Genomic DNA, 26,799 nt, shown 5'->3' with positions numbered 1-26,799 from the left:
CGGAGTGGACTCTTGCAGCCCACCAGATGGATGGCGACCGTGGCAGCGATGGCGCTGACCACGAGCCTCGCCGGAGCGCTGGCCGGTACCGCATCGGCCGCGCAGCAATCGACACGCCAAGTCCAGCCCCCACAGGCGCAGTCGGCGGCCCGCGCGGTCGCCGCCGCCGACGCGGCCGTCAAGAGCGGCCTCGACTCCCTGGTCAACTCCCCCCAGCAGCAGTACGACCGGCGGATGGTCACGCCGTGGGTGCGGGACCTGTACTCCGTGGCCTACGAGCGCACCTACCGCGGCCTGCCCGTGGTCGGCGGCGACGCGGTGGTCCTCGCCGACGGCGAGGGCAAGGTCCGCGCCGTCCAGTCGGCGTCCACCACCGCGATCGACGTGGCGACGACCCCCACCGTCACGGCGAAGGCCGCCGAGGCCACCTCCCGCAAGGAGCTGGTCGCCACCGACAAGGTCCTCGACGGTCGGCTCGTGGTCCGGCTCAAGGACGACCGGCCGGTGCTCGCCTGGGAGACCGTCCTGTCCGGGCGGACGGCGACCGCGCCGAGCAAGCTGCACGTCTTCGTCGACGCCCGCACCGGCAAGGTGATCGACCGCCACGACGAGGTGGTGGCCGGCAGCGGCACCAGCAAGTGGAACGGCCCGAACCCGCTGACCATCGACACCACCGCGTCCGGGGGCACGTACTCCCTGCGCGACCCGAACCGCACCGGGCTGAGCTGCGCGGACTACAGCAGCGGCAGCGTCTTCTCCAAGTCGTCGGACTCCTGGGGCACCGGGAACGCCACGTCGAAGGAGACCGGCTGTACGGACCTCATGTTCGCCGCCCAGAAGCAGTGGGACATGCTGGGCTCCTGGCTCGGCCGCAACGGGGTCAGCGGCAACGGTCGCAGCTTCCCCGGCAAGGTGGGCCTGTCCGACCTGAACGCCTACTGGGACGGCAGCTCGGTCACCATCGGGCACAACAGCGCCAACGAGTGGATCGCCGGCGTGGACGTGGTGGCCCATGAGTACGGGCACGCCATCGACACCAACACCCCGGGCGGCACCAGCGGCCAGGAGGCCGGACTGGGCGAGGGCACCGGAGACATCTTCGGCGCGCTGACCGAGGCGTACATCAACGAGCCGTCGCCGTACGACGTCCCGGACTACACCGTCGGCGAGATGATCAACCTCCAGGGCCGCGGGCCGATCCGGAACATGTACAACCCGCCGGCGGTCAACAACGACCCGGCCTGCTACAGCTCCTCCATACCCGGCACCGAGGTGCACGCGGCGGCCGGCCCGCTGAACCACTGGTTCTACCTGCTGGCCGAGGGCACCAACCCCGGCGGCGGCAAGCCCAACAGCAGCACCTGCAACAGCACCACGCTCACGGGCGTCGGCGTGCAGAACGCCGGCAAGATCTTCTACGGCGGCATGCTGCTCAAGACCAGCAGCATGAGCTACAAGAAGTACCGCACGGCCACGCTCAGCGCGGCCAAGTCCCTCGACCCGACCACCTGCAACCTCTTCACCCGGACCAAGGCCGCCTGGGACGCGATCAGCGTCCCCGCGCAGAGCGGTGACACCACCTGCATCCCGAGCGGTCAGAACGACGACTTCTCGATGGCCCTGAACCCCGCCTCCGGCACCGTCCAGCAGGGCGCCTCGCTCACGACCAACGTGGCCACGAACACCACGACCGGCTCGGCCCAGCAGGTGACCCTCACCGCGACCGGGCTGCCGGCCGGGGTGAGCGCCTCCTTCAACCCGGCCACCGTGCAGTCCGGCCAGTCCTCGGTGCTGACCCTCACCGCCTCCTCCTCCGCGGCTCCGGGCTCCTCCACCGTCACCGTCAAGGGCCAGGGACCGGGCCTCTCGCACACCGTCGACTACGCGCTGACCGTCAGCGGCACCACGCCGCCCGATCCCACCCAGCCGAACATCGACGTCGCCAACGTCCAGGCGCACCTGACCCAGCTGAACCAGATCGCCTCCCAGAACGGCGGCAACCGCCGTGCCGGCAGCGGTGGTTACACCGGGTCGGTGGCCTACATCAAGGGCAAGCTCCAGGCCGCCGGTTACACCGTCACCGAGCAGAGCTGCACCTCCTGCACCTACCCGTCGAACAACCTGATCGCCGACTGGCCGGGCGGGCCCGCCGACCAGACCGTCATGTTCGGCTCGCACCTCGACAGCGTCTCCGCGGGCCCGGGCATCAACGACAACGGCTCCGGCTCCGCGACCCTGTTGGAGAACGCCCTCGTCCTGGCCCAGCGGAACCCGACCATGACCAAGCACGTGCGCTTCGCGTGGTGGACCGACGAGGAACAGGGCCTCAACGGCTCCAAGTTCTACGTGAACCAGCTCAGCAGCACCCAGAAGTCGGCCATCAAGGGCTACTACAACTTCGACATGGTCGGCTCCCCCAACGGCGGCTACTTCATCAACAACCTCAACTCCGCGACCTCGGCGCCGATGAAGGCGTACTGGACCTCGCTGAACCTCGCCCCCGAGGAGAACGTCGAGGGCCAGGGCCGCAGTGACGACTACTCCTTCCAGCAGGGGGGCATCCCGACCTCCGGCTACGCCGCCGGCGCCAGCGCCCGCAAGACCTCGGCCCAGGCCGCGAAGTGGGGCGGCACCGCGAACGCCGCCTACGACTCCTGCTACCACAGCTCCTGCGACACCACGAACAACATCAGCGCCACGGTCCTGGACCGCAGCGCCGACGGCGTCGCCTACACGATCTGGAAGCAGGCCGTCGGCGGCGACACGCCGGCACAGGACTTCTCGCTGAGCACCTCGCCCGCGGCCGGCAGCGCGAACCCCGGCGGCAGCGTCAGCTCCACCGTGAACACCACCACCGTGAGCGGTAGCCCGCAGACCCTGAACCTGTCGGTCTCCGGCGCGCCCACCGGCGTCACCGCCACGCTCAACCCGACCTCCGTGCAGTCCGGCAGCTCCTCGACCCTGTCCGTCCAGGTCGGCGCGGGCGCCACGGCCGGCACCTACACCCTGACCGTCACCGGCACGGGCACCACCAGCCACGCCACCACCTACACCCTGACGGTCGGGGGCGGCGGCGGCACCTGCACCCCGCGCCAGGTCGTCGCCAACGGCGGCTTCGAGAGCGGCACGGCCCCCTGGACCTCCACCTCGGGCGTCATCACCAACCAGGCGGGCGAGGCCCCGCACGGCGGCGCCTACATGGCGTGGCTGAACGGCTGGGGCAGCCAGCGCACCGACAGCGCGGCGCAGTCCCTGACCCTGCCGACGGGCTGCTCGACCGGCCGGCTCTCCTTCTACCTGCACATCGACACCGACGAGACCGAGAACGTCGTCTACGACACCTTCAAGGTGTCGGTCGGCGGCCAGACCCTGGAGACGCTGTCCAACGTGAACGCGACGTCGGGCTACGTCCTGAAGACCTACGACGTCTCGCAGTTCGCGGGCCAGACGGTCACCCTCCAGTTCCAGGGGGTCGAGGACCAGTCCCTCCAGACCTCCTTCGTGGTGGACGACGTCACCCTCCAGGTGAGCTGACGCCCACCTGAACAGCGCCCCGCGACCCCCGCGGGACCGTAAGGAAAAGGCGCCCGGCCGGGGCAGTTCCCCGGTCGGGCGCCGTCGTCGTTCGTGCCGCGCCCCGCTCAGGCGGTGCCCGCGGCCGCCTCGGCCATCCGGCGGCGCAGGCTCAGCGGCCGCATGTCGGTCCACACCACGTCGATGTGGTCCAGGCACTCCTGCTTCGTCCCGGACGTGCCCTCGGCCTGCCAGCCCTGCGGCAGTTCGCGGTCCAGCCGCCAGACGGAGTACTGCTCTTCCTCGTTGCGCACGACCTGGTAGCCGCTCTCACCGCTGGCACTCATCGCTTGGGCCCTCCCGCGTTCGATCGCCTCGACGCGCCCAGCCTGCCCCGGAACCGCGGGCCGCCATAGAGACAAACGCGCAGAAGCGGCGGTGTCCGGTGCTGCCCGTCCTTCCCTGGTGGCGCGCGGCCCGCGCCGGCAGGGTTCGAGGAAGCCAGGGTGACGCCGAAGACGGTACCCGGCGCGGAGTCAGTACCGCCTGGAAGGAGCCTCCGCCATGACGGACGTCCCGGAACACGTGCACCTGCCCACTGGTGGTTGGCGCTTGTGGGAGCATTTCGCCCTGCGCGGTCCCGGCTTCCCCGCCGAAGGGGTGCTGCGCATGGCGCCTCCCGGGCTGGCCGTGGCCGCCGACAAGTTCGGGCCGCGGGACCTGTTGGCCGGGCCCGAGTGGGAGGCCTTCACCGAGACCTTCGACACGGGCGCCGTGCGCACCGCCGAGCTGCTCCAGGAGATCGCCGCCGCCCCGCGCTTCCGCGCCGCGGTGGCCTGGCAGAACCGGACCGTGCTGCGCACGGGCATCGCGCCGTTCCTGAACTGGACGCCGACCGCGGCCTCCCGTACCAGCATGCCCCGCCAGCGCGAGGAGCTCGTCGCCCACTACTGGCAGCGGTTCTGCGTCAAGAACGACACCATCGGCTTCTTCGGCCCCGTCGGCTGGGGCCGCTGGGACCTCTCGAGCCACGGCATCGCCGTCGACCCGGGTACGGGGCTGCTCGCCGACTCCCAGGTGTACTTCGCCAGTTGGGCCATCGACGCGCTCGCCAAGACGCTGGGCGCGGACCCGGCGATGAAGGCGTGGATCCCGCCGCGCCGGGTGTCCTTCGTCCGCGCCGAGGGCCGGACCGTGCGGCTGCCCGGCCGTCCGCCGCAGCCCATCACCGACGCCGCGCGGGCCGTGCTCGACCTGTGCGACGGGACGCGGCCGCTGGCCGCGATCGCCGGGGCCGCCGGGATCACCGAGGCGGAGGCGTCCGACACCGTCGCCTGGCTCCAGTCCAAGCGGTGGGTGCACTGGCGCCTGGAGGTGCCGAGCAGCACCTACCCGGAGCGGGAGCTGCGGGCCATCCTGGAGCGCGTCGGCGACCGGGCGCTGCGGGAGTCCGCCCTGGAGCGGCTGGACGTGCTGGAGCGCGGCCGGGACGCGGTCCAGGCGGCCGGCCTCGACGCCGAGGCGCTGGGCGCGGCGATGGGCGCGCTGGAGGAGGACTTCGCGCGGCTCACCGACACCGACGGCCAGCGGGCCAAGGGGGCGCGGACCGCGCCCTGCCGCGGGCTTGTCTACTCCGACTGCCGGCGCTCGGCGACGGCCACGCTGGGCACCGCGCTGCTCGACGAACTGACGCCGCTGGCCCAGTGCCTGACCTCCGCGCGCTGGATGACGAACCGGTTCACCGAGCGGGTGGGCGTACGGCTGCGCGAGGTGTACGAGCGGCTGCACGCGAGCGGTCCGGTGGACCTGGGCGCGATGTGGCTGGCCTGCCTGCCGTCGCCGTACGCCGAGGCGAGTGCCGATCTGGACGTCATCCAGGCGGAGATGCGGGCGAAGTGGGCGCGCATCCTGGAGGTGCCCGAGGGGGCGCGCAGCGTGCGGGCGTCCTCGGCGGACATCGCCGAGCGGGTGCGGGCCGAGTTCGAGGAGCCGGGTGCGGGCTGGTCGCTGGCCCGCTACTTCAGCCCCGACGTGCTGGTCCTCGCCGAGGACGCGGCGGCGGTGGGCCGCGGTGACTTCGCGCTCGTACTGGGTGAGATGCACAGTGCGCTGAACACGATGGGCGCCTCCCTCTTCGTCCACCAGCATCCCGACCGGGAGCAGTTGATCGCGGAGACCACCCGGGACTTCCCCGAGCCCCGGCTGCTCCCGATGCTCCCCAAGGAGCTGCCGCTGAAGTGGTCCACGCGCAGCCGGCCCTCGCTGGACCGGCCGCAGGACTACTACGTCTCGCTGGTCGACGACACGGGCGACCCGCACCGGCCGCGCACGGTGCTCAGCGCGGACGTGGCGGTGGAGGACCGGGAGGGGACCTTGACGGCGGTGCTGCCGGACGGGACCGCCTTCCCCCTGCTGGACGTCTACGCCAACACCCTGACCCAGCGGATCATGGACCGGTTCACCATCCGCCCCGAGGGGGACCACACCCCGCGGATCACCATCGACAAGATGATCGTGGCCCGCGAGACGTGGACCTTCGCGGCCGGCGAACTGACCTTCGCGGACGAGAAGTCGGAGGCCAGGCGGTACGTCCGGGCGCGCCACTGGCAGCGGGAACACGACCTGCCGCGCTTCGTGTTCGTGGTCTCCCCCACCGAACCCCGGCCGTTCTACGTGGACTTCGAGAGCCCGGTGTACCTGACCATCCTGGCCAAGGCGGCGCGCAGGCTCGCCCGCAAGGACCCGGACGCCCGGCTGAAGGTCAGCGAGATGCTGCCGACGCCGGAGCAGGCGTGGCTGACCGACGACCAGGGCAACGCCTTCACCTCGGAGCTGCGCTTCGTCGCCGTCGACCAGAGCGCCGTGCCCGCCACGGCGGACGGGGACGCGTGATGCGCACCTTCGTCGACGACATCGCGGCGCACGCGGCCCGCCACCCGGGCCGGGTCGCGGTCACCACCCCGGACGGGGAGCTGACGTACGCGGAGCTGGCCGCCCGGATCGAGGCGCTGGCCGCGGTGCTGCGCTTCCGGGGCGCCGGCCCCGAGGTGGTGTGCGCGGTGGCCGTGGAGCGCGGGGTGGACGCGGTGGTCGCGATGGCGGCCGTGGTGCGCTCCGGCGCCGCCTTCCTGGGCCTGGACCCGGAGCAGCCCGCGCCGCGGCTGGCGGCGCTGGTGCGCAGCGGCGGGGCCGGGATGCTGCTGTCCCGGTCGGAGCTGGCGGCGCGGCTGGACCTGCCGATCCCGGGGGCGCCCGTCCTGCTGGACCGGCCGGGCCCGGTCGGGGCGGGCGACGGCCCGGCCGGGGCGGAGCCGCAGGAGCGCGGGCTCGCCTACGTCAGTCACACCTCCGGGACCACCGGGGAGCCGAGCGCGGTGCTGGTCGAGCACAGGGGTCTCGATTCGTACCTGCGCTTCGTCGCCCGCGACTACGGTCTCGGGCCGGACACGGTCGCCCTCCAGGTCGCGCCGCTGGGCTACGACGCCTCCGTGCGGGACACCTTCGCGCCGCTGCTGGCGGGCGGGCGCCTCGTCGTCGTACCGCGCTCGGCGCTGCTGCGGCCGCAGGAGTTCGGCGAGGTGGTGCGCTCCGAAGGGGTGACCGCGCTGCTGAGCGTGACCCCGTCCTTCCTGTCCTTCCTGGCCGGTCAGCCGGACGCGGCCGGGCTGCTGGCCGGGCTGCGGCTGGTGGTCTCCAGCGGGGAGTCGCTGCGGCCGTTCCTGGCCGCGGGCGGCCGGGCGCTGCTCCCGGGCGCGCTGGTCAACCAGTACGGGCCCACCGAGTGCACGATGACCTCGACCCGGTACGCCGTGCCCGCCGATCCCGACACCGCGGCCGACCTGATCGGGACCCCGATCGACGGGGTCGTGGTCCGGCTGCTGGACGCGGAGCTCGCTCCGGTGCCCGAGGGCGCCGTCGGGGAGGTGTACATCGGCGGGACCGGGGTGGCCCGGGGGTACCGCGGGCTGCCCGCCCGGACGGCCGCGTGCTTCGTGCCGGACCCGCTCGGGCCGCCGGGCGCCCGGCTCTACCGGACCGGCGACCTGGCCCGCGGCGGCCCCGGGGGGCTGGCCTACCTGGGGCGCGGCGACCGACAGGTGAAGATCCGGGGCTACCGCGTGGACCCGGCCGAGGTCGAGGGCGCGCTGCTGGCCCACGCCGCCGTGACGGGCGCCGTGGTCACCTCCGCGACCGACGCGCAGGGGCGGGTGTTCCTGACCGCGCACGTCACCGGGGACCCCGCCGTTCCCGACACGGCCTTGCGGGCGCATCTGGGGACCACCCTGCCGCCGCACCTGATGCCGCGCCGGTTCGTCCGGCTGGCCGAACTACCCACCACCCGCGGGGGCAAGGCCGACCGCCGCGCCCTGGCCGAAAGCGGAGGCACCCGGTCATGAGCGTCACGACCATCGACACCCTGGGCCCGGCGGACGTGGACGCGGCCGTCGAACGCCTGGCGGGACACGTACGGCGCACCCCGCTGCTGCCGGGGCTGGGCGGCCCGGGACGGCGGCGCTCGGAATGCGCGCTGCTGCTGAAGGCCGAACACCTGCAGCACAGTGGCTCGTTCAAGGTGCGCGGGGCCGCCAACGCCGTCCTGGCGCTCGGCGCGGACCGGATCGTCACCGGGTCCTCCGGGAACCACGGGATCGCGCTGGCCCGGCTCGCCGCCCCGCTGGGGGTCGAGGTCACCGTCGTGATGGCGGCCGGGGCCAGCCCGGCCAAGGCCGCGCTGATCCGGGCGCTGGGCGGGCGGATCGTGTCCGTGCCGGGCGGGGTGGCCGAGCGGGACCTGCGGGCGCTGGAGCTGGCCGGGGAGAGCGGCGCGGTCTTCGTGCCGTCCTCGGACCACGAGCTCGTGATCGCCGGGCAGGGCACGGTCGGGGCGGAGATCCTGGCCGAGGTGCCCGACGTCGAGACCGTCTACGTGCCGACCGGCGGGGGCGGGCTGCTGGCCGGGGTCTGCCTCTCCGCCCACGGGCACCGGGTCCGGGTGGTGGGCGTGGAGCCCGCCGCGACGCCCCGGTACGCCCGTTCGCTGGCGGCGGGCCGGCCCGTCCGGCTGGCGCCGAGCGAGACCGTCGCCGACGGACTGCGCGCCCAGCAGCCGGGCGCGGTGACCTTCCCCGTCATCCGGGACCGGGTCGACGACCTGATCGCCGTGTCCGACGCCGAGATCCTGGCCGCCGCCGCCTTCTTGCGCCGGCGCGGGGTCGAGGCGGAACCGAGCGGCGCCGTCGCCCTGGCCGGGGCGCTGCGCGCGGGCCGGGGCGCCGGGCGCGCCGTCGCCATCGTCTCGGGCGGCAACACCACCGCGGCGCTCACCGCCGCCGCGGCCACCGAACCGTATCTGGAGGAGATCTCATGACCACGTCCCTGAACCCGACCCTGACCGGTGCCGCGCTGACGGAGCTGGTGCTCGACATCTACCGCGACACCCTGGGCGAGGCGGACCTGAACGAGGACAGCGACTTCTACGAGTGGGGCGGGGACTCGCTGACCGCTTTCCGCATCACCGCGCGGATCGAGGAGGCGGTGGGCGTCGAGGTGCCGGTCGCGCTGGTCTTCGCCTACCCCTCCCCCGCCGACCTGGCGTCCGTCGTCGACGCCGACCTCGTCCAGGCGTGAGGGGCAGACCATGAGCGAGACCTACCTGCCGGGCGGCCGCTGGCGGCTGTGGGAGCAGTTCGCGCTGCGCGGGCCGGGCTTCCCGGCCCGGGGCGTGCTGCGGCTGGCCCCGGCCGGACTGGCCGCGGCGGCCGACAAGTTCCCCGAGGGCGAGCAGCTGGCCGGGGAGGGCTGGAACGAGTTCGGCGCGCTGTTCGCCGAAGCCGCGGTGGACAACGCGCGGGCCCTCCAGGACATCGCCCGGCTGCCCGCCTTCCGGGAGGCCGTGGCCTGGCAGAACCGGCCGGTGCTGAACTCCGGGATCGCGCCGTTCCTGAACTGGACGCCGACCGCGGCCTCCCGCACCAGCATGCCCCGCCAGCGCGAGGAGCTCGTCGCGCACTACTGGCAGCGGTTCTGCGTCAAGAACGACACCATCGGCTTCTTCGGCCCCGTCGGCTGGGGCCGCTGGGACCTGGAGGGCACGGGCCCGGACGGCATCGTCGTCGACCCCGGGACCGGCCTGGTCGCCGACTCCCAGGTGTACTTCGCCAGTTGGGCCGTCGACGCGCTCGCGGCGACGATCGGGGCCGACCCCGGGCTGCGCCAGTGGGTGGCACCGCGCCGGGTGCCCTTCGTCCGCCTCGCGGACGTCGAGGGCGCCGCGGGCGCCGAGGTGCTGGTCCCCGGTCGCCCGCCGCAGCTCGCCGGGGACGGCGCCGCGGCCGTGCTGGCCCTGTGCGACGGCGTGCGCAGCGCGCGGGAGATCGCGGCCGCACTGCCCGGTACGGACGTCGTGGCCGAGCTGGCGGGCCTGGTGAGCCGCAGGTGGGTGGTGTGGAAGCTGGAGGTGCCCGCCGACGCGCGCCCCGAGCTGTTCCTGCGCTCGTGGCTGCACCGGATCGGCGACGAGGCGGCGCGCGGGCGCGCCCTGGCCGCCCTGGACGTGCTGGAGCGGGGCCGGGACGCGGTGGCGGCCGCCACGGGTCCCGAGGCCCTGGTCGAGGCGATGGCCGCCCTGGAGGGCGAGTTCGTCGCGCTGACCGAGACCGCGGCCGTCCGCGAGAAGTCGGCCGGTACGGCGCCGTGCCGGGCCCTGGTGTACTCCGACTGCCGGCGCTCGGCGAGCGCCCGGCTGGGCCGGGTCGTCCACGAGGCCCTCGCCCCGCTGGAACCGCTGCTCACCAGTGCGGGCTGGCTCACCGCCCGGCTGGCCGAGGCCGTGATGGACCGGGCGAAGCCGGTGTACGAGCGTCTCGCGGAGCGGGGGCCGGTGGACCTGGCCGCCTTCTGGTTCGCCTGCATGCCGATCCTGCACGGGGCGGCTCGCACCGAAACGCAGGAGCTGCAGAGGGAGTTCCGGGCGCGGTGGGCGGCGATCCTGTCGCCGCCGCCGGACGCCCGCCGGGTCCGGCTGACGCTGGCCGACATCGCGGGGCCGGTGGCCGAGCGGTTCGGCGAGGGCGCCGACCCGGTCGGGGGCGGCCGGGCGGGCGGTGTGCCCGGCGGCTGGACGGCCGCCCGCTATCTGAGCCCCGACATCATGATCGCGGCGACCGGCACGGACGCGGTGGCTCGCGGCGAGTTCGAACTCGTGCTGGGCGAGCTGCACCTGGCCGCCAACACGCTGGGTTCCTCGCTCTTCGTCCACCAGCACCCCGATGCCGGCGAGCTGATCGCGCTGACCGACCGCGACCACCCCGGCCCCCGGCTGATGCCCCTGCTGCCCAAGGAGCACCGCTCGCGCCTGTCGGTGCGCACCCGGCACGCCCTGGTGCGGCCCGAGGACTACCAGGTCGCGCTGGTCGACTTCACCGCCGATCCGGCCCGGGCGCGTTCGGTCCTGAGCGCCGACGTCACGGTGACCCGCGGTGAGGACGGCGAGCTGCGGGTGGTGCTGCCCGACGGCGCCGCGTTCGCGGCGGTGGACGTGTTCGCGCACGTCCTGACCACCCTGGCGATGGACCTGTTCCAGATCCTGCCGGAGGACGCGGAGCACGCGCCGCGGGTCACCGTCGACCGGCTGGTGGTGGCCCGGGAGACCTGGCGGCTGCCCCAGGACGGGATCGACTTCGCGGACGAGAAGGACGAGGCCCGTCGCTTCGTGCGGGCCCGCCAGTGGCGCGAACGGCACGGGCTGCCGCGGTTCGTGTTCGTGGTCCTGCCCACCGAGACCCGGCCGTTCTACGTCGACTTCGACAGCCCGGTGTACCTCAACATCCTGGCCAAGGCGCTGCGCAGGCTGGCCCGCAACGACCCGGGCGGCCGCGCCGTGATCACCGAGATGCTGCCCAGCCCCGAGCAGGCGTGGCTGACCGACGACCAGGGCGCCGCCTACACCTCGGAGCTGCGCTTCGTGGCGGTCGACGAGGGCGGCGCGCCCCCGGTCCCGGGCGGCGGCGACACCCCCTGAGCCGCGTGGTCCCGGCCGGGCTCCCCCGTGTCCGACCCGGGACCACGCACCCCCGCGGCGGCGGCCCGCCCGAGCGCGAAGGCGTCCGGGCGGCGCCGCCGTTGCGCTTTCTACCCCCACCGGCTGCGTGCGGGGCTGCTTCTTCTTCCCTACTGACCGGCCTTCGCAGACAGCAGTGTTGTGGAAAACACCGCTTGGAGGCCCGCAGTGAAGGCATCGTTCGCGCAGCGCAGGCTGTGGTTCCTCGACCAGCTCACCCGAGGTTCCACCGACTCCTTGCTCCCCCTGGCACTGCGGATCCGAGGCGCCCTCGACGTCCCCGCGCTGGAGCGGGCGCTGACGGGGGTCGTCGCGCGGCACGAGGTGCTGCGCACCCGCTTCACCGCGGTGGACGGGGAGCCCGTACCGCGGGTGGACCCGGCCCGGGCGATCACCCTGGAGCCGACCCCGGCCGCCGACGCCGCCGAGGTCTTCGAGCGGGAGCTGTCCCGCCCCCTGGACCTGGCCACGGAGCACCCGGTGCGGGCCACCCTCGCCCGGCTCGGCCCGCGGGAGCACCTGCTGCTCGTCGTGGTCCACCACATCGCGGTCGACGGCTGGTCCTGGGACGTGATGCTGCGCGAACTGGACGCCGGTTACCGCGGACAGGCCGTGGCGACGCCCGCCCTCCAGTACACCGATGTCGCCGGCGCCGAGGCGGAGCGGCTCGCCGGTCCGCGCATGGAGCGGCTGCTGGGGTACTGGCGCGAGCGGCTGGCCGGGTCGACCCCGCTGGCGCTGCCCACCGACCGGCCCCGGCCCGCGTTCTGGGACGGCTCGGGGGACGTGGTCCGCTTCGAGCTGCCGGCCGCGCTGGTCGCCGAGGTCGACCGGGTGGCCCGGGAGCACCGCGCGACCCGCTACATGCTGCTGCTCTCCGTCTACCAGGCCCTGCTGGGCCGGTACTCGGGCCGCCGGGACATCGCGGTGTGCACCACGCTCGCCGACCGCGGCCGGCCCGGGGTCTCCGGGCTGATCGGCCCCTTCGTGAACACCATCGTGCTGCGCACCGACCTGTCGGGGGACCCGACGTTCGCGGAGCTGCTGGCGCGGGTGCGGACCGGGGCGCTGAAGGACTTCTCGCACGCCGACGCCCCCTTCGACCGCGTGGTCGGCGAGGTGGTCACCGAACGCGACCTGTCCCGGCACCCGCTCGCGCAGGCCTCCTTCACCCTCCTCAACAACGCCCCCGCCCCGGCGCGCCTGGGCGACCTGGACGTCGCCCTCGTCCCCACGCCGCTCGGCGGCACCGGGCTCGACGTCTTCCTCGACCTGAGCCTGCGCGCGGGCGGCGGCGTCGCGGCGATGCTCCAGTACTCCACCACCCTGTTCGACGACGCCACGATGGAACGGTTCGCCGAGGGGTACGTCGCCCTGGTGCGCGCGGTGGTGGCCGCGCCCACGGCTTCGGTCGAGGCGCTCGCCCGGCAGCTGGAACCGCTGCCCGGCGGGGAGGCCCGGCGCCTGGTGGCGCTGGCGGCCGGCCCGGGCGCCGGGTCCGCCGTTGCCGCCGCGCCCTTCGCCGTGTCCGGAGCCCCGCAGGCGCCGGCCCTGGTCTGCGGCGGCGAGTCCTTGACCTACGGCGCGCTGGACGCGCTGACCGGTGACCTGGCCGCGGCCCTGATCGGGGCGGGGGTCCGCCCCGGCACCCCGGTCGGGGTGTGCATGCGGCGCGGCAGCGCGTCCGTGGCCGCGATGGTCGCGATCTGGCGGGCGGGCGGGGTCTTCGTCCCGATGGATCGTCAACTGCCCGCCGACCGACTGCGGTTCATGACCGAGGAGGCGGGGGTGCGGTGCGTGCTGACCGATGCCGCGACCCGGCCGACGGCGGCGGAACTGGGCGCGCCCGTGCTGGTCGTGGAGGACGTGCGGCCCGGGTCGGGCGCGGACGGGGCGGCGCCCCGGTACGCACCGGATCCGCGGGAGCTGGCGTACGTCATCTTCACCTCGGGCTCCACCGGCCGCCCCAAGGCGGTCGGCGTGGAGCACGGGGCGATGGCCGCCCATGTCGGCGCGGCGCGGGCGGAGTTCGGGATCACCGCGGCCGACCGGGTGCTCGCCTTCTCGTCCTTCTCCTTCGACGCGTCCCTGGACCAGCTGCTGACGGCGCTGGGGTGCGGGGCGACCCTGATCATCCGGCCCGACGAGCAGTGGCTGCCCGACCGGGTGCCCGCGATCGTCGAGCGGCACGGGATCACCGTCGTGAACCTGCCGCCGACCTACTGGACCGAGCTCGCCTTCTCCCTCACCGACGCCTCGGCGCGGGCGCTGGCCTCCCTGCGCCTGCTGATCCTGGGCGGGGAGTCCGTCCCGGCGGGTGCGCTGGCCGCCTGGCGGGCCCGGGTGCCGGGGGTACGGGTGGTCAACGCCTACGGCCCGACCGAGACCACCGTCACCGCGACCGTCCACGACATCGCGCACCCGGCGCCCGGTGACGCGGCGGCGGCCAGGGTGCCGATCGGCCGCCCGCTGGGCGGTCGCCGGGCGTACGTCGTGGACGAGCGGGACGAGCTGGTCCCCGAGGGGGTCGCCGGCGAGCTGCTGCTCGGCGGAGCGGAGTTGGCCCGCGGCTATCTCGGCCGGCCCGCTCTCACCGCGGCCAGGTTCGTGCCCGACGCCTTCGGCGGGGACGGCGGGCGGCTCTACCGCACGGGCGACCTGGTGCGCCGACTGCCCACCGGGGAGCTGGAGTTCCTCGGTCGGACCGACGACCAGGTCAAGATCCGCGGCTTCCGCATCGAGCTCGGCGAGGTCGAGGCCGTCCTGTTGGAGTGCCCGGGGGTGGTGGCGGCCGCGGTGGCCGCCGGCCCGGACGCCCAGGGCGGTACGGAGCTGGCCGGCTACGTGGTGGGCGCCGACGGCCCGGTCCCGGCCCCCGTCCTGCGCGCCTTCTGCGCCGAGCGGTTGCCGCACTACGCGGTGCCCGCGGACTTCGTGGCCCTCGACGCGCTCCCGGTGAACGCCTCCGGCAAGCTCGACCGTGGCGCGCTGCCGGCCCTGCGCCCGGACCGCGACCGGGCCGCGAGCGGCGCGGAGTTCATCGCCCCGCGCAACGAGACCGAGCGGGTCGTCGCCGGGATCTGGGCCGAGGTGCTGGGCGTGGACCGGGTCGGCATCGACGACGGCTTCTTCGACCTGGGCGGGCACTCGCTGCTGGCCACCATGGCGGTCTCGCGGATCGCCGAGCGGCTCGGCCGCGAGGTGGAGCTGCGCACCCTGTTCGAGAACCCCAGCATCCGCTCCTTCGGGCCGCTGGTGGCGGCGGCCCGGCAGGCCGGGGCGGCCGCGGTGGTCCCGGTGGACCGCTCCGGGCCGCTGCCGCAGTCCTTCGCCCAGGAGCGCATGTGGTTCCTGGACCGGATGTCCGACGCCGGTGACGCGTACGTGCTGTGGTTCTCCTGGCGGATGCGCGGCGGCCTGGACCGGGCGGCCTGGCAGGGCGCCCTGGACGAGGTGCTCGCCCGGCACGAGGCACTGCGCACGGCGCTGACCGAGCGGGACGGGCGGCCCGTGCAGCAGGTGGTGGAGGGAGTCGGCGTACCGCTGGAATGGCGCGCGGCCGCGCCCGGCGAGGAGTCGGTACGGATCGAGGAGGTGCGCGAGCAGGCCTTCGCCTTCGCGACCCGGCGGTTCGCGCTGGAGCACCCGCCGCTGCTGCGGGCCGGGGTGTGGGAGCTGGGGCCGCAGGACCACGTCGCGGTCCTCTCGTTCCACCACGCGGCCACCGACGGGTGGTCCAAGGACATCATCATCGGCGAGCTGTCGGCCTGCTACCGGGCCCGGCTGGCCGGGGAGCCGGCGGCGCTGGAGCCGGTCCCGGTGCAGTACGGGGACTACTCCGTCTGGCAGCGCGACCGGCTGAGCGGCGAGGTGCTGGAGCGACAGCTGGACTACTGGGAGCGCCACCTCGCCGGGGTGCCGGCGCTGGAGCTGGCGACGGACCGGCCGCGTCCGGCGCTCTGGTCGGGCCGGGGCGGCGCCGTCGAGGTGGACCTGCCCGCGGAGCTGGCGGCCGGGCTGGGCGAGCTGACCCGCCGGTTCGGGGTGAGCCGGTTCATGGTGCTGCTGGCGGTGACCCAGGTCGTGTTGGCCCGCTGGTCGGGCCAGCGGGACCTCGCGGTGGGCACCCCGGTGGCGGGTCGCGGCCAGGTGGAGCTGGAGCGGCTGGTCGGGCTGCTGGTGAACACGGTGGTGCTGCGGGCCGATCTGTCGGGCGAGCCGACCTTCGAGGAGTTCCTCGGTCGGGTCCGGGAGTCGGTGCTCGGGGCCTTCGACCACCAGGAGGTGCCCTTCGAGCGGCTGGTGGAGCAGCTGCGTCCGGAGCGGGACCCGTCGCGCAATCCGCTCTTCCAGGTGATGTTCGACGTACAGGAGAGCGCCACCGGCGGGCCGCGGGTCGCGGGGCTGGAGGTGGAGCACTTCGTCCTGCCGTGGCGTTCGGCGAAGTTCGACCTCACGGCCACCTTCCTGCTCTATCCGGACCGGTTCGCGCTGAACGTGGAGTACGCGAGCGACCTCTTCGACCCCGAGACGGTGACCCGCTTCGCCGGGCACGTGGGCCGGGTGCTGGCCGCGGTCGTGGCCGACCCGGGGCGGCCCGTCGGGCGCCTGGAGCTCCTGTCCGCCGCCGAGCGCGCCGCGCTCACGGCAGGGGCCGCGGGGTCGCCGGCGGTCGCCACCGCGCCGCCCTTCACCGTGCGGGGCGAGGCCGGTGCGGTGGCCCTGGTGTGCGGGCAGGACAGCGTGCGCTACGGCGAGCTGGACGCCCTGACCGGCGGCCTGGCCCGGGCGCTGGCCGCCGCCGGGGCGGCCCCGCACACCCCGGTCGGGGTGTGCCTGCGCCGGAGCACCTGGTCGGTGACGGCGATGGCCGCGATCTGGCGGGCGGGCGGGGTGTACGTACCGCTGGACCCGCACCTGCCCGAGGAGCGGCTGCGCTTCATGGTGGAGCGGGCCGGGGTCGGGTACGTCGTGACGGACGGCCCGACCGCCGACCTGGCGGCGGCGCTGGGCCGCCCGGTGCTCCGCGTGGAGGACGTGCGGCCCGATCCGGACGCGCCCCGGCACGCACCCGACCCGCGCGAACTGGCCTTCGTCATCTTCACGTCCGGCTCCACGGGCCGCCCCAAGGCGGTCGGCGTGGAGCACCACGCGCTGGCCGCGCACGTCCGCGCGGCCGGCGAGCGGTTCGGGGTGAGCGCCGAGGACCGGGTGCTGAACTTCGCCTCCCACTCCTTCGACGCCTCCCTCGAACAGATCCTGCCCGCACTCGCCGCCGGGGGCACGGTGGTGATCCGGCCGGACGAGGTGTGGACGGTGGAGGAACTCGCCGAGCGGGTCCGGGCGGAGGGAGTGACCGTCATGGAGGTCACTCCCTCCTACTGGGAGGAGATCGCCGCCCGCCTCGACGCGGTGGCCGGCGACCTCAAGAGCCTGCGGCTGGTGGTGACCGGCGGGGAGGCGCTGCCCTCGGCGCCGCTGGAGCGGTGGTTCGCCCACCTGCCCGACGTGCCCGTCGAGAACACCTACGGCCCCACCGAGTCCGTCATCTCGGCCACGTCCCACCTGGTCACCGGACCGGTCGCGGGCCGGGTGCCGATCGGCCGGGCCTGGGGCGAGCGGCGGCTCTACGTCGTCGACGCGCACGACGAGCTGGTCCCGGTCGGCGTGCCGGGCGAACTCCTGGTCGGCGGCGCCGAACTGGCGCGCGGCTACCTCGGCCAGAGCGCCCTGACCGCCCAGCGCTTCGTCCCCGACCCGTACGGCGCCACCGGCGGCAGGCTCTACCGCACCGGCGACCTGGTGCGCCGACGGCCGGACGGGGAGCTGGAGTTCCTCGGGCGGACCGACCACCAGGTCAAGATCCGCGGCTTCCGCATCGAACCCGGCGAGATCGAGGCCGTCCTCGAACAGTGCGCGGGCGTCAGCGGAGCCGCCGTCCTGGTCCGCGAACTGCGCGGGGACCGCGCCCTCGTCGGCTACGTGGCCGGAGCGGGCCTGGGAGCCGAGGAGTTGGCCGCCTGGTGCCGCACCCGGCTGCCCGGCTACATGGTCCCGGCCGCCTTCGTGGTCCTGGACTCCCTGCCCCTGACCGTGCAGGGCAAGACCGACACCGCGGCGCTGCCGGAGCCCGAACTCCCCGCGCCCGCAGCCTCCGTGGCACCGCGGACCCCCACCGAAGAGGTGACGGCCCAGATCTGGGCCGAGGTGCTGGACCTGCCCGGGATCGGGGTCCAGGAGGACTTCTTCGCCCTCGGCGGGCACTCGCTGCGCGCCGTGGCGGTGGCCTCCCGGCTCCGCGCCGCCTTCGACTGCCCGGTCCAGGTCCGTGACCTGTTCGAGCACCCGACGGTCGAACTGCTCGCCGCACTGGTGGAGCAGCGGCTGTTCGAGGAGATCGCCGGGATGAGCGACGACGAGATCGACCTGTCCCTGACGGCTGACTTCTGAGACGAGATAGGACCGCATTCCCATGACCACTTCACAGGTCGAACCCTCCACCGCTCAGGGCGGACTCTCCCCGGCGGCCCGGCAACTGCTGGAACGCAGACTCCGCGGCCGGGCCGGCGCCGCCGCGGCGGCGGGCATCCCCCGGGTCTCGCCCCGACCGGAGCGCGTCCCGCTCTCCTCCGCCCAGCAGGGCCTCTACTTCCTCCACCGGCTCGACCCCCGGGGCGTCGAGTACCTGATGCCCGCCGCCTGGCGCTTCACCGGCCCGCTGGACCTGCCCGCGCTGGACGCGGCGGTCGGCGACCTGGTCGTGCGCCACGAGCAGTTGCGGGTGGTCTTCCCGGACGTGGAGGGCGTACCGGCCCAGGAGGTGCTGCCCGCCGACGGCGCCGGCCTGCACCTGGTGGAGCTGCCCGAGGGGGCGGACGCCGCCGCCGTGGCCGAGGCCGTGCGCACGGCGGCGCTGCGCCCCTTCGACCTGGCCGTCGAGCCGGGGTTCCGCGCCACGCTGGTGCGGGTCGCGGCCGAGGAGCACGTGCTGGTCCTGGCCCTGCACCACATCGTCGCGGACGGCTGGTCCCTCGACCTGCTGATGCGGGACCTGCGCGCCTTCCACGCGGCCCGGTCCGCGGGCACCGCGCCGCCCGCCGACCCGGCGCCGATCTCCTACGCGGACTACGCGATCTGGCAGCGCGGCCGCGACGAGAGCGCGGACATCGCCTACTGGCGCTCCGCCCTGGCGGGCCTCACCCCGCTCGAACTCCCCCTGGACCACCCGCGCCCGACCACCCGTTCCTACGCCGGCGCCGCGCACACCGTGGAGCTGCCCGCCGAGCTGACGCGGGCGCTGGCGGAAGTGGGCCGGCGGACCGACACCACCGCCTACATGACCACCCTGGCCGCGTTCCAGGCCGCCCTGGGCTTCCACAGCGGGCAGGACGACATCGCGATCGGCACGGTCGTCGCCAACCGCGAGCGGCCGGAGACCGAGCAGCTCGTCGGCTTCTTCGTGAACACCCTGGTCGTACGGACCGACCTGGCGGGGGACCCGACCGGGGACGAGCTGCTCGCCCGGACCCGGGAGAGCGTGCTGGGGGCGCTCTCGCACCAGACGCTGCCCTTCGAGCGGGTGGTGGACGAGCTGAGTCCCGACCGGGACCTGTCGCGCAATCCGCTGTTCCAGGTGCTGTTCACGCACACCGCGGCCGAGCGGGGCGAGTACGCGCTGGGCGGGGCCACCGCCGCGCCCTTCCCGATCGACCTGACGACCGCCAAGTTCGACCTGACGCTGGACGTCCTGGACGACGGGGGCCGCCAGAGCCTGCGCCTGGTCTACCGTCCCGACCTCTTCGCGGCGGAGTCGATCGCCCGGCTGGCGGAGCACACGGTGGCGGTCCTGCGGGCCTTCACCCGTACGCCGTCCGTCCCGCTGAGCCGGACGACGCTGCTCACGGACACGGAGCTCGCGGAGCTGCTCGGCCCCGAGGGCCCGGCGAACCGGCCCGCGGCGAGCGTCGAGGGGCCGCGGGCGGCCGCGGCCGCCGAAGCCTCGGCTCCCCGGCTCGCGTGCGAGCGGTTGGCGGAGCACGTGCGGCGCACGCCCGACGCCGTGGCCGTCTCCGGCGGCGGCCGCGCCCTGACCTACGCCGAGCTGGACGCGGCCTCCCGGGCGCTGGCCCGGCGGCTGCGGGCCGCCGGGATCGGCCCGGAGTCCCTGGTCGGGGTGTGCCTGGGCCGCTCGGTCGACCTGGCCGTGGCACTGCTCGGGGTGTGGCGGGCGGGGGCGGCGTACCTGCCGCTGGACCCGGCGCACCCGCGGGCCCGGCGGGAGTTCACCGTCACCGACGCCGGGGTGGAGTGGGTGGTCACCGACGACATCGGGCGCGCGGCGGTGGAGGGGCTGGCGGTGGGGGTGATCCCGCTGTCGGAACCCGGGTCCTCCCCCGAACCGGCGGCCGGCGCGGCCGACGACCTGGCCCGGGTGGTCCCGGGTCCCGACGCGCTCGCCTACGTCATCTACACCTCCGGCTCCACCGGGCAGCCCAAGGGCGTCGAGGTCACGCACGCCAACCTGGCCTGGTTGCTGGGCGCGGCCGACCACCACTTCGACTTCGGCCCCGACGACGTCTGGACCCTGCTGCACTCCCCCGCCTTCGACTTCTCCGTGTGGGAGCTGTGGGGTCCGCTCACCTCCGGCGGGCGGGTGGTGGTGCTGACCGAGGACGAGGTGCGCGACCCGGCCGCGGTGCACGCCGTGCTGCGCGCGGAGCGCGTGACCGTGCTCAACCAGACCCCGGCGGCCTTCAAGGGGCTGCGGGCGCACCTGGCGCAGCAGGGCGCGGACTTCGCCGAACTGGCGCTGCGCACCGTCGTGTTCGGCGGGGACGCCTTCGACGCCCGGGACTACCGGGACTGGTTCGCCGGGCCGGCCGAGGGGCGGCCCGCGCTGGTGAACATGTACGGCATCACCGAGACCACCGTGCACGTCACCTACCGGTTGATCACCGAGGCGGACACGGTCGCGCCGGTCTACTCCCCGATCGGCCGCCCACTGGCCGGGCAGCACGGGTACGTCCTGGACCGGACGGGCCGGCTGGTGCCCCGGGGCACGGTCGGCGAGCTGTACGTCGCCGGCGGCGGCGTGGCCCGCGGCTACCGCAACCGGCCGGAGCTGACCGCCGAGCGCTTCCCGTCGGACCCCTTCGCCCCGGCCTCGGCGCCGGGCGGGGCCGCGGCCCGGATGTACCGCACGGGTGACCTGGTGCGGGTGCTCCCCGACGGACAGCTCGCCTACGCGGGCCGCGCCGACCACCAGGTGAAGATCCGCGGCTTCCGGATCGAGCCGGGCGAGATCGAGACCGCGCTGCGGGTGCTGCCCGGGGTGCGGGACGCCTCGGTGGTGGCCCGGCCCGACGGGCACGGCGGCGCCCGGCTGGTGGCCCACGTGGTGCTGAGCGAGGGGCGGCCGCTGGACGCGGCGGACCTGCGGGACCGGCTGCGCCTGACGCTGCCGGAGTACATGGTCCCCGCCCTGTTCGTGCGGCACGCCAAGCTGCCGATCACCGCGAACGGCAAGGTGGACCGTGCGGCCCTGATCGCGGTGGCGGCCGAGGGGGCCGCGGCCCCGGCCGACTTCACGGCGCCCGAGGGCGCGGTCGAGGAGGCGCTGGCCGGCATCTGGTCGGAGGTCCTGGGCGCCGAGCGGATCAGCCGGACCGCGAACTTCTTCGACCTCGGCGGGGACTCCATCCTGGCCCTGCGGGTGATCGGCCGGGCCCGCTCGGCCGGGCTGGGCCTGAGCGTGGCGGACCTCTTCCGGGCCCGGACCCTGGCCGACCTGGCCGCCGCGGTGCGGGAGGCCGAGGACCCGGCGGGTCCGCCTCCGGTCGCGCCGTTCTCGCAGCTGGACCCGGCGGACGCGGCGCGGCTGCCGGACGGTCTCGTCGACGCCTACCCGCTCACCTTCCTGCAGACCGGCATGTTGCACGAGATGCTGGCGGACCCGGAGCGCGGGGCGTACCACAACGTCACCGACCTCAAGATCACCGTGCCCGAGGGCTTCGACCTCGCCGCCTTCCAGAGCGCCGTGGACGCGGTGGTGCGCGCCCACGACATCCTGCGCTCCTCCGTCGACCTGGTGTCCTTCTCCGAGCCGATCCAGCTGGTGCGTCCGACGGCCGACCTGCGGGTGGGCTACGTCGACCTGCGCGGCCAGGACCGGGCGCGGCAGCGGGCGACGGTCAAGGCGTACGTGCGGGAGGAGTTCGCCCGCCGCTTCGACCTGGCGACGGCGCCCCTGGTCCGACTGCACCTGCACCACGTCGGCGACCACGAGCTGCGGTTCACGGTCACCGACTGCCACATCGTGCTGGACGGCTGGAGCCTGACCTCGCTCATCGCCGACGTCCTCGACCTGCACCGCCAGGTGGTGGCCCAGGGCCGGCGGGAGCCGAGCCTGCCGCCCTCGCCCCGGTTCGCGGAGTACGTCGCCCTGGAGCGGGCGGCGGTGGACTCGGAGGAGAGCCTGAAGTTCTGGAGCGCCCAGCTGGACGACCTGCGGCCGGTGCGCTTCGGCCGCCGCTCGGGCGGGCCGGTCGACGGCGACGCCGCCATCATCGAGATCCGGCGTTCCTACGCGGCGCTGGCCGAGCCGATCGGGCAACTCGCCCAGCGCGCGGGCGTTCCGCGCCGGACCGTACTGCTGGCGGCCTTCCACCACGCGATGGGCCTGTTCACGGACGCCGAGGCGGACACCGACGGCGGGTCCGCCGGGCACTCGATCGGCCTGGTCACCAACGGCCGCCCGGAGGAGAGCGGCGCGGACCGGATGCGCGGGCTGTTCCTCAACACCGTGCCGTTCGGGATCCGGCGGACCGGGGAGAGCTGGCTGGACCTGGTGCGCGAGGTGTTCGCCGCGGAGCAGGACCTGATGCCACACCGCCGGGTGCCGCTGGCCCGGCTGGGCCGGCTGCGGCCGGACGAGCCCGGTCTGGTCGACGTGCTCTTCAACTACATCAACTTCCACCGGCTCTCCGGGGACACCTGGGACGAGTCGGAGGAGATCGCCCGGACGATGTTCCCGCTCAACATCAACGTGAGCGTGCAGGGCTTCACGGTCGACGCCGATACGACCCGGGTCGACCCGGCCACCGCCGAACAGCTGGCCGACGCGGTGTGCGCGCTGCTGGAGACCATGGTCGGTGACCCCGACGGGCCGGTGGCGCGGCCCGTGCTGCGCGGCGCGGCCCGGGAGCGGGCGCTGGTGGAGTGGGCGCGCGGTCCGGTGGTGGACAACGACCCCCGGATGTTCCAGGAGTGGATCGCGGAGCACGCGCTGCGCACTCCGGACGCGGTCGCCGTCACGCATCCGGAGCGCGAGGTCACCTATGGCGAACTCGACGCGTCGGCGGGGGTGTTGGCGGGCCGGTTGCGGGAGCTGGGCGTGGGCCCGGAGGTGATCGTCGGGATCTGCGCGGACCGGGGGCCGGACATGGTGCGCTCCGTGCTGGCGGTCCTCAAGGCGGGCGGCGCCTTCCTCCCGCTGGATCCGCAACACCCCACCGAGCGGCTGGAGTTCGTCGCCGGGGACAGCGGGATGCGGGTGCTGCTCACCCAGTCCGCGCTGGCGGGCCGGGTGCCCTTCGAAGGCCCCGTCGTGCTGGTCGACGTACCCGCCCAGTGCGCGGGCTCCGGCGGCGTCCCGGTGGCCGGTACGGGCCCGGACAACACCGCCTACGTGCTCTACACCTCGGGTTCGACGGGCCGCCCCAAGGGCGCGGCGGTCCCGCACCGGGGCCTGAGCAACCTGATCCACGGCCAGCGGGACGTCTTCGCCCCGGGACCCGCGGACCGGGTGCTGCAGTTCGCCTCCTTCAGCTTCGACGTGTTCGTCAGCGAGCTGACCTGGGCCCTGGCCAACGGGGCGCGGCTGTGCACCGCGCCCAAGGAGGCCCTGATGCCCGGCCCGGACCTGGTCGCGACCCTGCACCGGTACGGGGTCACCGCGGCCGCGCTGCCGCCGAGCACCCTCGCGGTGCTCGCGGAGCAGGGCGATCCGCTGCCGCTGCTGCACACCATCGTCACCGGCGGCGAGGCGCCCACGGCCGAGATGTCGGATGTCTGGTCCCCCGGCCGGATGTTCATCAACTCCTACGGCCTGACCGAGACCTCGGTGTGGTCCTGCGCCGAGGTGTGCGTGGCCGGGACGGGGCTCCCGCCGATCGGTCCGCCGATCCGCAACAGCCAGGTCTACGTCCTGGACCGGGACCTCGAACCGCTTCCGGTCGGGGTGCCCGGCGAGATCTGCCTCGGCGGTGACGCCGTCGGCCTGTACTACCTGAACCGGCCGGCGCTGACGGCCACCACCTTCGTGCCCGACCCCTACGGCGCCCCCGGCGGCCGGCTCTTCCGCACCGGCGACCTCGGCCGCTACCACGCCGACGGGAGCATCGAGTGCCTCGGCCGCCGGGACAACCAGGTCAAGCTGCGCGGCTTCCGCATCGAACTGGGCGAGCTGGAATGCGGGTTGCGGGAGCTGCCCGAGGTGAACAAGGCGGTGGTGCTGTTGCGCCGTGACCTGCCGGGCGATCCGGCGCTGGTCGCCTACGTCGTCCCGGAGCCCGGGTGCGCGCCGGACGCGGAGGGGATCCGCCAGGCGCTGCGCGCCAGGATGCCGGCCTACATGGTGCCCGCGCGCTTCGTCTTCCTCGACGAACTGCCCCTGAACAGCAGCAAGAAGGTGGATCGGCGAGCCCTGCCGCTGCCACTGGAACGCTCGGACGTGGACGCCGAGTTCACCGCTCCGCGCACGCCGACCGAGGAAGTGCTCGCCGAGGTGTGGCGCGACGTACTGGGCACGGCGGAGCTCGGCGTCCACGACGACTTCTTCCGGATCGGCGGGAGTTCGCTCTCCACCGTCCGGGTGGCCGCCCGGGCGGCGGCCCGCGGGCTGAGCGTCTCCGTGCGCGACCTGATCGAGCTGCCGACGATCGCCCAGCTCGCCGCCCGCGCCGAGGAGGCGGCGGCGAGCACCGCGCCCGTCGCCGTGACCTCCGAGGTCCGGCTGCGCGAGGGAACGGGCGACCCACTGTGGTGCGTGCACCCGACGGGCGGCAGCGCCGCCTGGTACGTGGGGCTGGCCCGCGCCCTGCCGGCGGGGACACCGGTCCGCGCCTTCCAGGCGCGCGGCCTGCTCGGCGGCGTGGACCCGACGACGGTGGCCGGCATCGCGGCCAACTACGTCGCCGAGATGACCGCGCACGGCGGGGACGGCCCGTACGACCTGCTGGGCTGGTCCATGGGCGCCAACCTGGCCATGGAGATGGCCACCCAGCTGCACGAGGGCGGTCACCGGGTCGCGCCGCTGACCCTGATCGAGCCCTACCTCCCCAGCGAGGTGGCGCGCGCCCAACTGGCCGACGTCAGCGCCAAGATGGTCACCGGCAAGGAGCTGCGCGACCGGCTGCGCACGCTGGCCCCCGGCGCGGAGCGCGAGGCGGTGACGGCCGAGCTGACCGCCCTGCTGCTGAGCGCGGACATGAGCCCGAGCGAGGCCGCCCTGGTGGAGAACGCGCCGATCGAGGTGTGGCACTCGCTGCTCACCGCCCTGGCCGACTACGAGGTACGGCCCTACCCGGGCCACGTCCACCTGGTGGTGGGCTCGCACGCGGCGGCCCTGCCCGACGACGAGCCGATGCCCGGCCTCGACGTGGGCCTGCGCGAGTACGTCGAACGCTGGCGGGAGCAGGCCCTGGGCGGGCTGACCCTGCACGTCACCGAAGGCGACCACATGTCGCTGATGTCCGAGCCCCTGCTGGGCCGGACCGCTTCCCTCCTGCACGCCATCCGGACGGAGACCCGGGCATGACCACGACGATTCCCGCGGGCGGCCCGGCCGCCCTGCTGACCGCGCCCACAAGCCTGCTGACCGCGCCCACGCGGCCCGCCTTCACCGAGCGCTACCTCCTCGACCCGGAGCTCAACGCCGACCCCTACGGCTACCTGAACGCGCTGCGCGACCACGACCCGGTCCACTGGAGCACCATGCACCGGGCCTGGCTGGTCACGGGACACGGCCCGTTGATGCACTGCTTGCGCGACCCGGCGGTCTCCGCCGAGCGGGTGGGCCCCCTGATGGACGCCGTCCCCGAGGGCGCCCGGGAGGACACCGAGCGGGCGTTCTCCGTCCTGTCCCGCTGGATGGTCTTCAACGACCCCCCGCAGCACCGGCGACTGCGCCAGGTGTTCCAGGAGCAGTTCTCGGCGCGCGGCATCGCCCGCTACCGCACCTTCGTCGAGCGGGCCACCCGCGCCATGCTGACCCGCCGTTCGGTGCCGGGCACCAGCGGCGACCTGCTCGCCGACATCGCCCGGCCGCTGCCGTCGCTGGTCTTCGCCCGCTGGCTGGGCGTCCCCCAGGCGCACAGCCCCTCCTTCTGGTACTGGAACGCCCGGGTCGGCGACCTGGTCCTCGGCGCGGCGCAGGAGGAGCGCGAGTACCGCACCTCCCTCCAGTCCCTGGTGAAGTTGGACGACTACCTCGCGGGGCTCGTGCGCGAGCGCGCCGCCGACCCGAAGGACGACCTGATCAGCTCCGTGCTGGCGGGCGGCCAGATCGGGAAGTCGGTCAGCGAGGAGGAGTTCGTCGGGATGCTGACCCAGATGGCCTTCGCGGGCGGGGAGACCACCAGCAATCTGATCGCCAACACGATGCTCGCCCTGCTGCGCCACCCCGAGCAGTTGGCGCAGGTCCGCGCGAACCCGGACCTGGTGCCGCTCGCCGTCGAGGAGGCGATGCGCTTCGACGGCCCCTCGAAGATGTCGATCCGCAGCGCCGCCCGCGACTTCGACCTCGACGGCCGCGCGGTGCGCGGCGGGGACCGGCTGTTCCTGGTCACCGCCGCCGCCAACCGGGACCCCGAGCGGTTCGCCGACCCGGACCTGTTCAGCGTCGCACGGGGCAGCACCTCGCACCTCGGCTTCGGTTTCGGCGCGCACTTCTGCATCGGAGCCGCGCTGGCGCGCCTGGTGGCCTGCTCGGTGGTCGGCGTCCTCGTGCGCGAGTACCCGGACCTGGCCCTGACCTCCGACCGGCACACCTGGCAGCCGTCCCTGCTCAACCGCGCCCTGACGGCCCTTCCCGTCCGGTACTGACCCCGGGGGGGGGGGGGGGGGGGGGGGGGGGGGCGACCCCCCCCCCCCCCCCCCCCCCCTCCCCCCCCCCCCCCCCCCCCCCCCCCCCCCCGCCCCCCCTCCCCCCCCCCCCCCCCCCCCCCTCC

General features: G+C 74.6%; 10 protein-coding genes. 9 read left to right on the top strand and 1 reads right to left on the bottom strand.

The window, feature by feature from the left end:
* The first annotated feature begins 30 nt into the window (after positions 1 to 30).
* Positions 31 to 3,534 carry a M28 family peptidase gene (locus ACZ4UB_RS17735; RefSeq protein WP_468071134.1) on the top strand — a complete coding sequence of 1,168 codons (3,504 nt, stop codon included), beginning with the start codon at positions 31 to 33 and terminating at the stop codon, positions 3,532 to 3,534.
* A 107-nt stretch (positions 3,535 to 3,641) separates the two neighbouring features.
* Here the strand turns inward: ACZ4UB_RS17735 and ACZ4UB_RS17730 are convergent, their stop codons facing one another.
* Complete coding sequence (locus ACZ4UB_RS17730) at positions 3,642 to 3,860, bottom strand: MbtH family protein (protein ID WP_354384243.1); 219 nt, start codon at positions 3,858 to 3,860, stop codon at positions 3,642 to 3,644.
* A 217-nt stretch (positions 3,861 to 4,077) separates the two neighbouring features.
* Here ACZ4UB_RS17730 and ACZ4UB_RS17725 point away from each other — a divergent pair, with 217 nt between their 5' ends.
* From ACZ4UB_RS17725 to ACZ4UB_RS17690, 8 genes are all read left to right on the top strand, one after another.
* Positions 4,078 to 6,405: a lantibiotic dehydratase gene (locus ACZ4UB_RS17725; protein WP_468071097.1), complete on the top strand. Its 2,328-nt coding sequence runs from the start codon at positions 4,078 to 4,080 to the stop codon at positions 6,403 to 6,405.
* Positions 6,405 to 7,910: an amino acid adenylation domain-containing protein gene (locus ACZ4UB_RS17720; protein ID WP_468071095.1), complete on the top strand. Its 1,506-nt coding sequence runs from the start codon at positions 6,405 to 6,407 to the stop codon at positions 7,908 to 7,910. The genes ACZ4UB_RS17725 and ACZ4UB_RS17720 overlap by 1 nt, the downstream gene beginning before the upstream one ends.
* Positions 7,907 to 8,881, top strand: coding sequence for a threonine ammonia-lyase (locus ACZ4UB_RS17715; protein WP_468071093.1), 975 nt, complete (start codon positions 7,907 to 7,909; stop codon positions 8,879 to 8,881). Before ACZ4UB_RS17720 ends, ACZ4UB_RS17715 begins: the two co-directional genes overlap by 4 nt.
* Positions 8,878 to 9,141, top strand: a complete 264-nt coding sequence (locus tag ACZ4UB_RS17710) for an acyl carrier protein (RefSeq protein WP_354384239.1) — start codon at positions 8,878 to 8,880, stop codon at positions 9,139 to 9,141. Before ACZ4UB_RS17715 ends, ACZ4UB_RS17710 begins: the two co-directional genes overlap by 4 nt.
* Before the next feature lie 10 nt (positions 9,142 to 9,151).
* Positions 9,152 to 11,533: a lantibiotic dehydratase gene (locus ACZ4UB_RS17705; RefSeq protein WP_468071090.1), complete on the top strand. Its 2,382-nt coding sequence runs from the start codon at positions 9,152 to 9,154 to the stop codon at positions 11,531 to 11,533.
* A gap of 207 nt (positions 11,534 to 11,740) precedes the next feature.
* Positions 11,741 to 18,022: an amino acid adenylation domain-containing protein gene (locus ACZ4UB_RS17700; protein WP_468071088.1), complete on the top strand. Its 6,282-nt coding sequence runs from the start codon at positions 11,741 to 11,743 to the stop codon at positions 18,020 to 18,022.
* A 22-nt stretch (positions 18,023 to 18,044) separates the two neighbouring features.
* A complete protein-coding gene (locus ACZ4UB_RS17695; RefSeq protein WP_468071086.1) occupies positions 18,045 to 25,388 on the top strand; it encodes an amino acid adenylation domain-containing protein in 7,344 nt (2,447 codons plus the stop codon).
* Positions 25,385 to 26,674 (top strand): cytochrome P450, encoded by a 1,290-nt coding sequence (locus ACZ4UB_RS17690; RefSeq protein WP_468071084.1) that lies wholly within the window; start codon positions 25,385 to 25,387, stop codon positions 26,672 to 26,674. Before ACZ4UB_RS17695 ends, ACZ4UB_RS17690 begins: the two co-directional genes overlap by 4 nt.
* The last annotated feature ends 125 nt before the right edge of the window (positions 26,675 to 26,799 follow it).

The sequence above is a fragment of the Streptomyces sp. NPDC028419 genome (assembly GCF_055565515.1).
Note: the sequence above shows the minus strand (reverse complement) of the source record. Positions and strands in the feature narration are given on the sequence as shown.

What these genes read in the sequence shown, in the direction of transcription:
- ACZ4UB_RS17730 (WP_354384243.1), bottom strand. Translation starts at nt 3,860, where the DNA reads ATGAGTGCCAGCGGTGAGAGCGGCTACCAGGTCGTGCGCAACGAGGAA.
- ACZ4UB_RS17690 (WP_468071084.1), top strand. Translation starts at nt 25,385, where the DNA reads ATGACCACGACGATTCCCGCGGGCGGCCCGGCCGCCCTGCTGACCGCG.
- ACZ4UB_RS17715 (WP_468071093.1), top strand. Translation starts at nt 7,907, where the DNA reads ATGAGCGTCACGACCATCGACACCCTGGGCCCGGCGGACGTGGACGCG.
- ACZ4UB_RS17725 (WP_468071097.1), top strand. Translation starts at nt 4,078, where the DNA reads ATGACGGACGTCCCGGAACACGTGCACCTGCCCACTGGTGGTTGGCGC.
- ACZ4UB_RS17705 (WP_468071090.1), top strand. Translation starts at nt 9,152, where the DNA reads ATGAGCGAGACCTACCTGCCGGGCGGCCGCTGGCGGCTGTGGGAGCAG.
- ACZ4UB_RS17720 (WP_468071095.1), top strand. Translation starts at nt 6,405, where the DNA reads ATGCGCACCTTCGTCGACGACATCGCGGCGCACGCGGCCCGCCACCCG.
- ACZ4UB_RS17695 (WP_468071086.1), top strand. Translation starts at nt 18,045, where the DNA reads ATGACCACTTCACAGGTCGAACCCTCCACCGCTCAGGGCGGACTCTCC.
- ACZ4UB_RS17735 (WP_468071134.1), top strand. Translation starts at nt 31, where the DNA reads ATGGCGACCGTGGCAGCGATGGCGCTGACCACGAGCCTCGCCGGAGCG.
- ACZ4UB_RS17710 (WP_354384239.1), top strand. Translation starts at nt 8,878, where the DNA reads ATGACCACGTCCCTGAACCCGACCCTGACCGGTGCCGCGCTGACGGAG.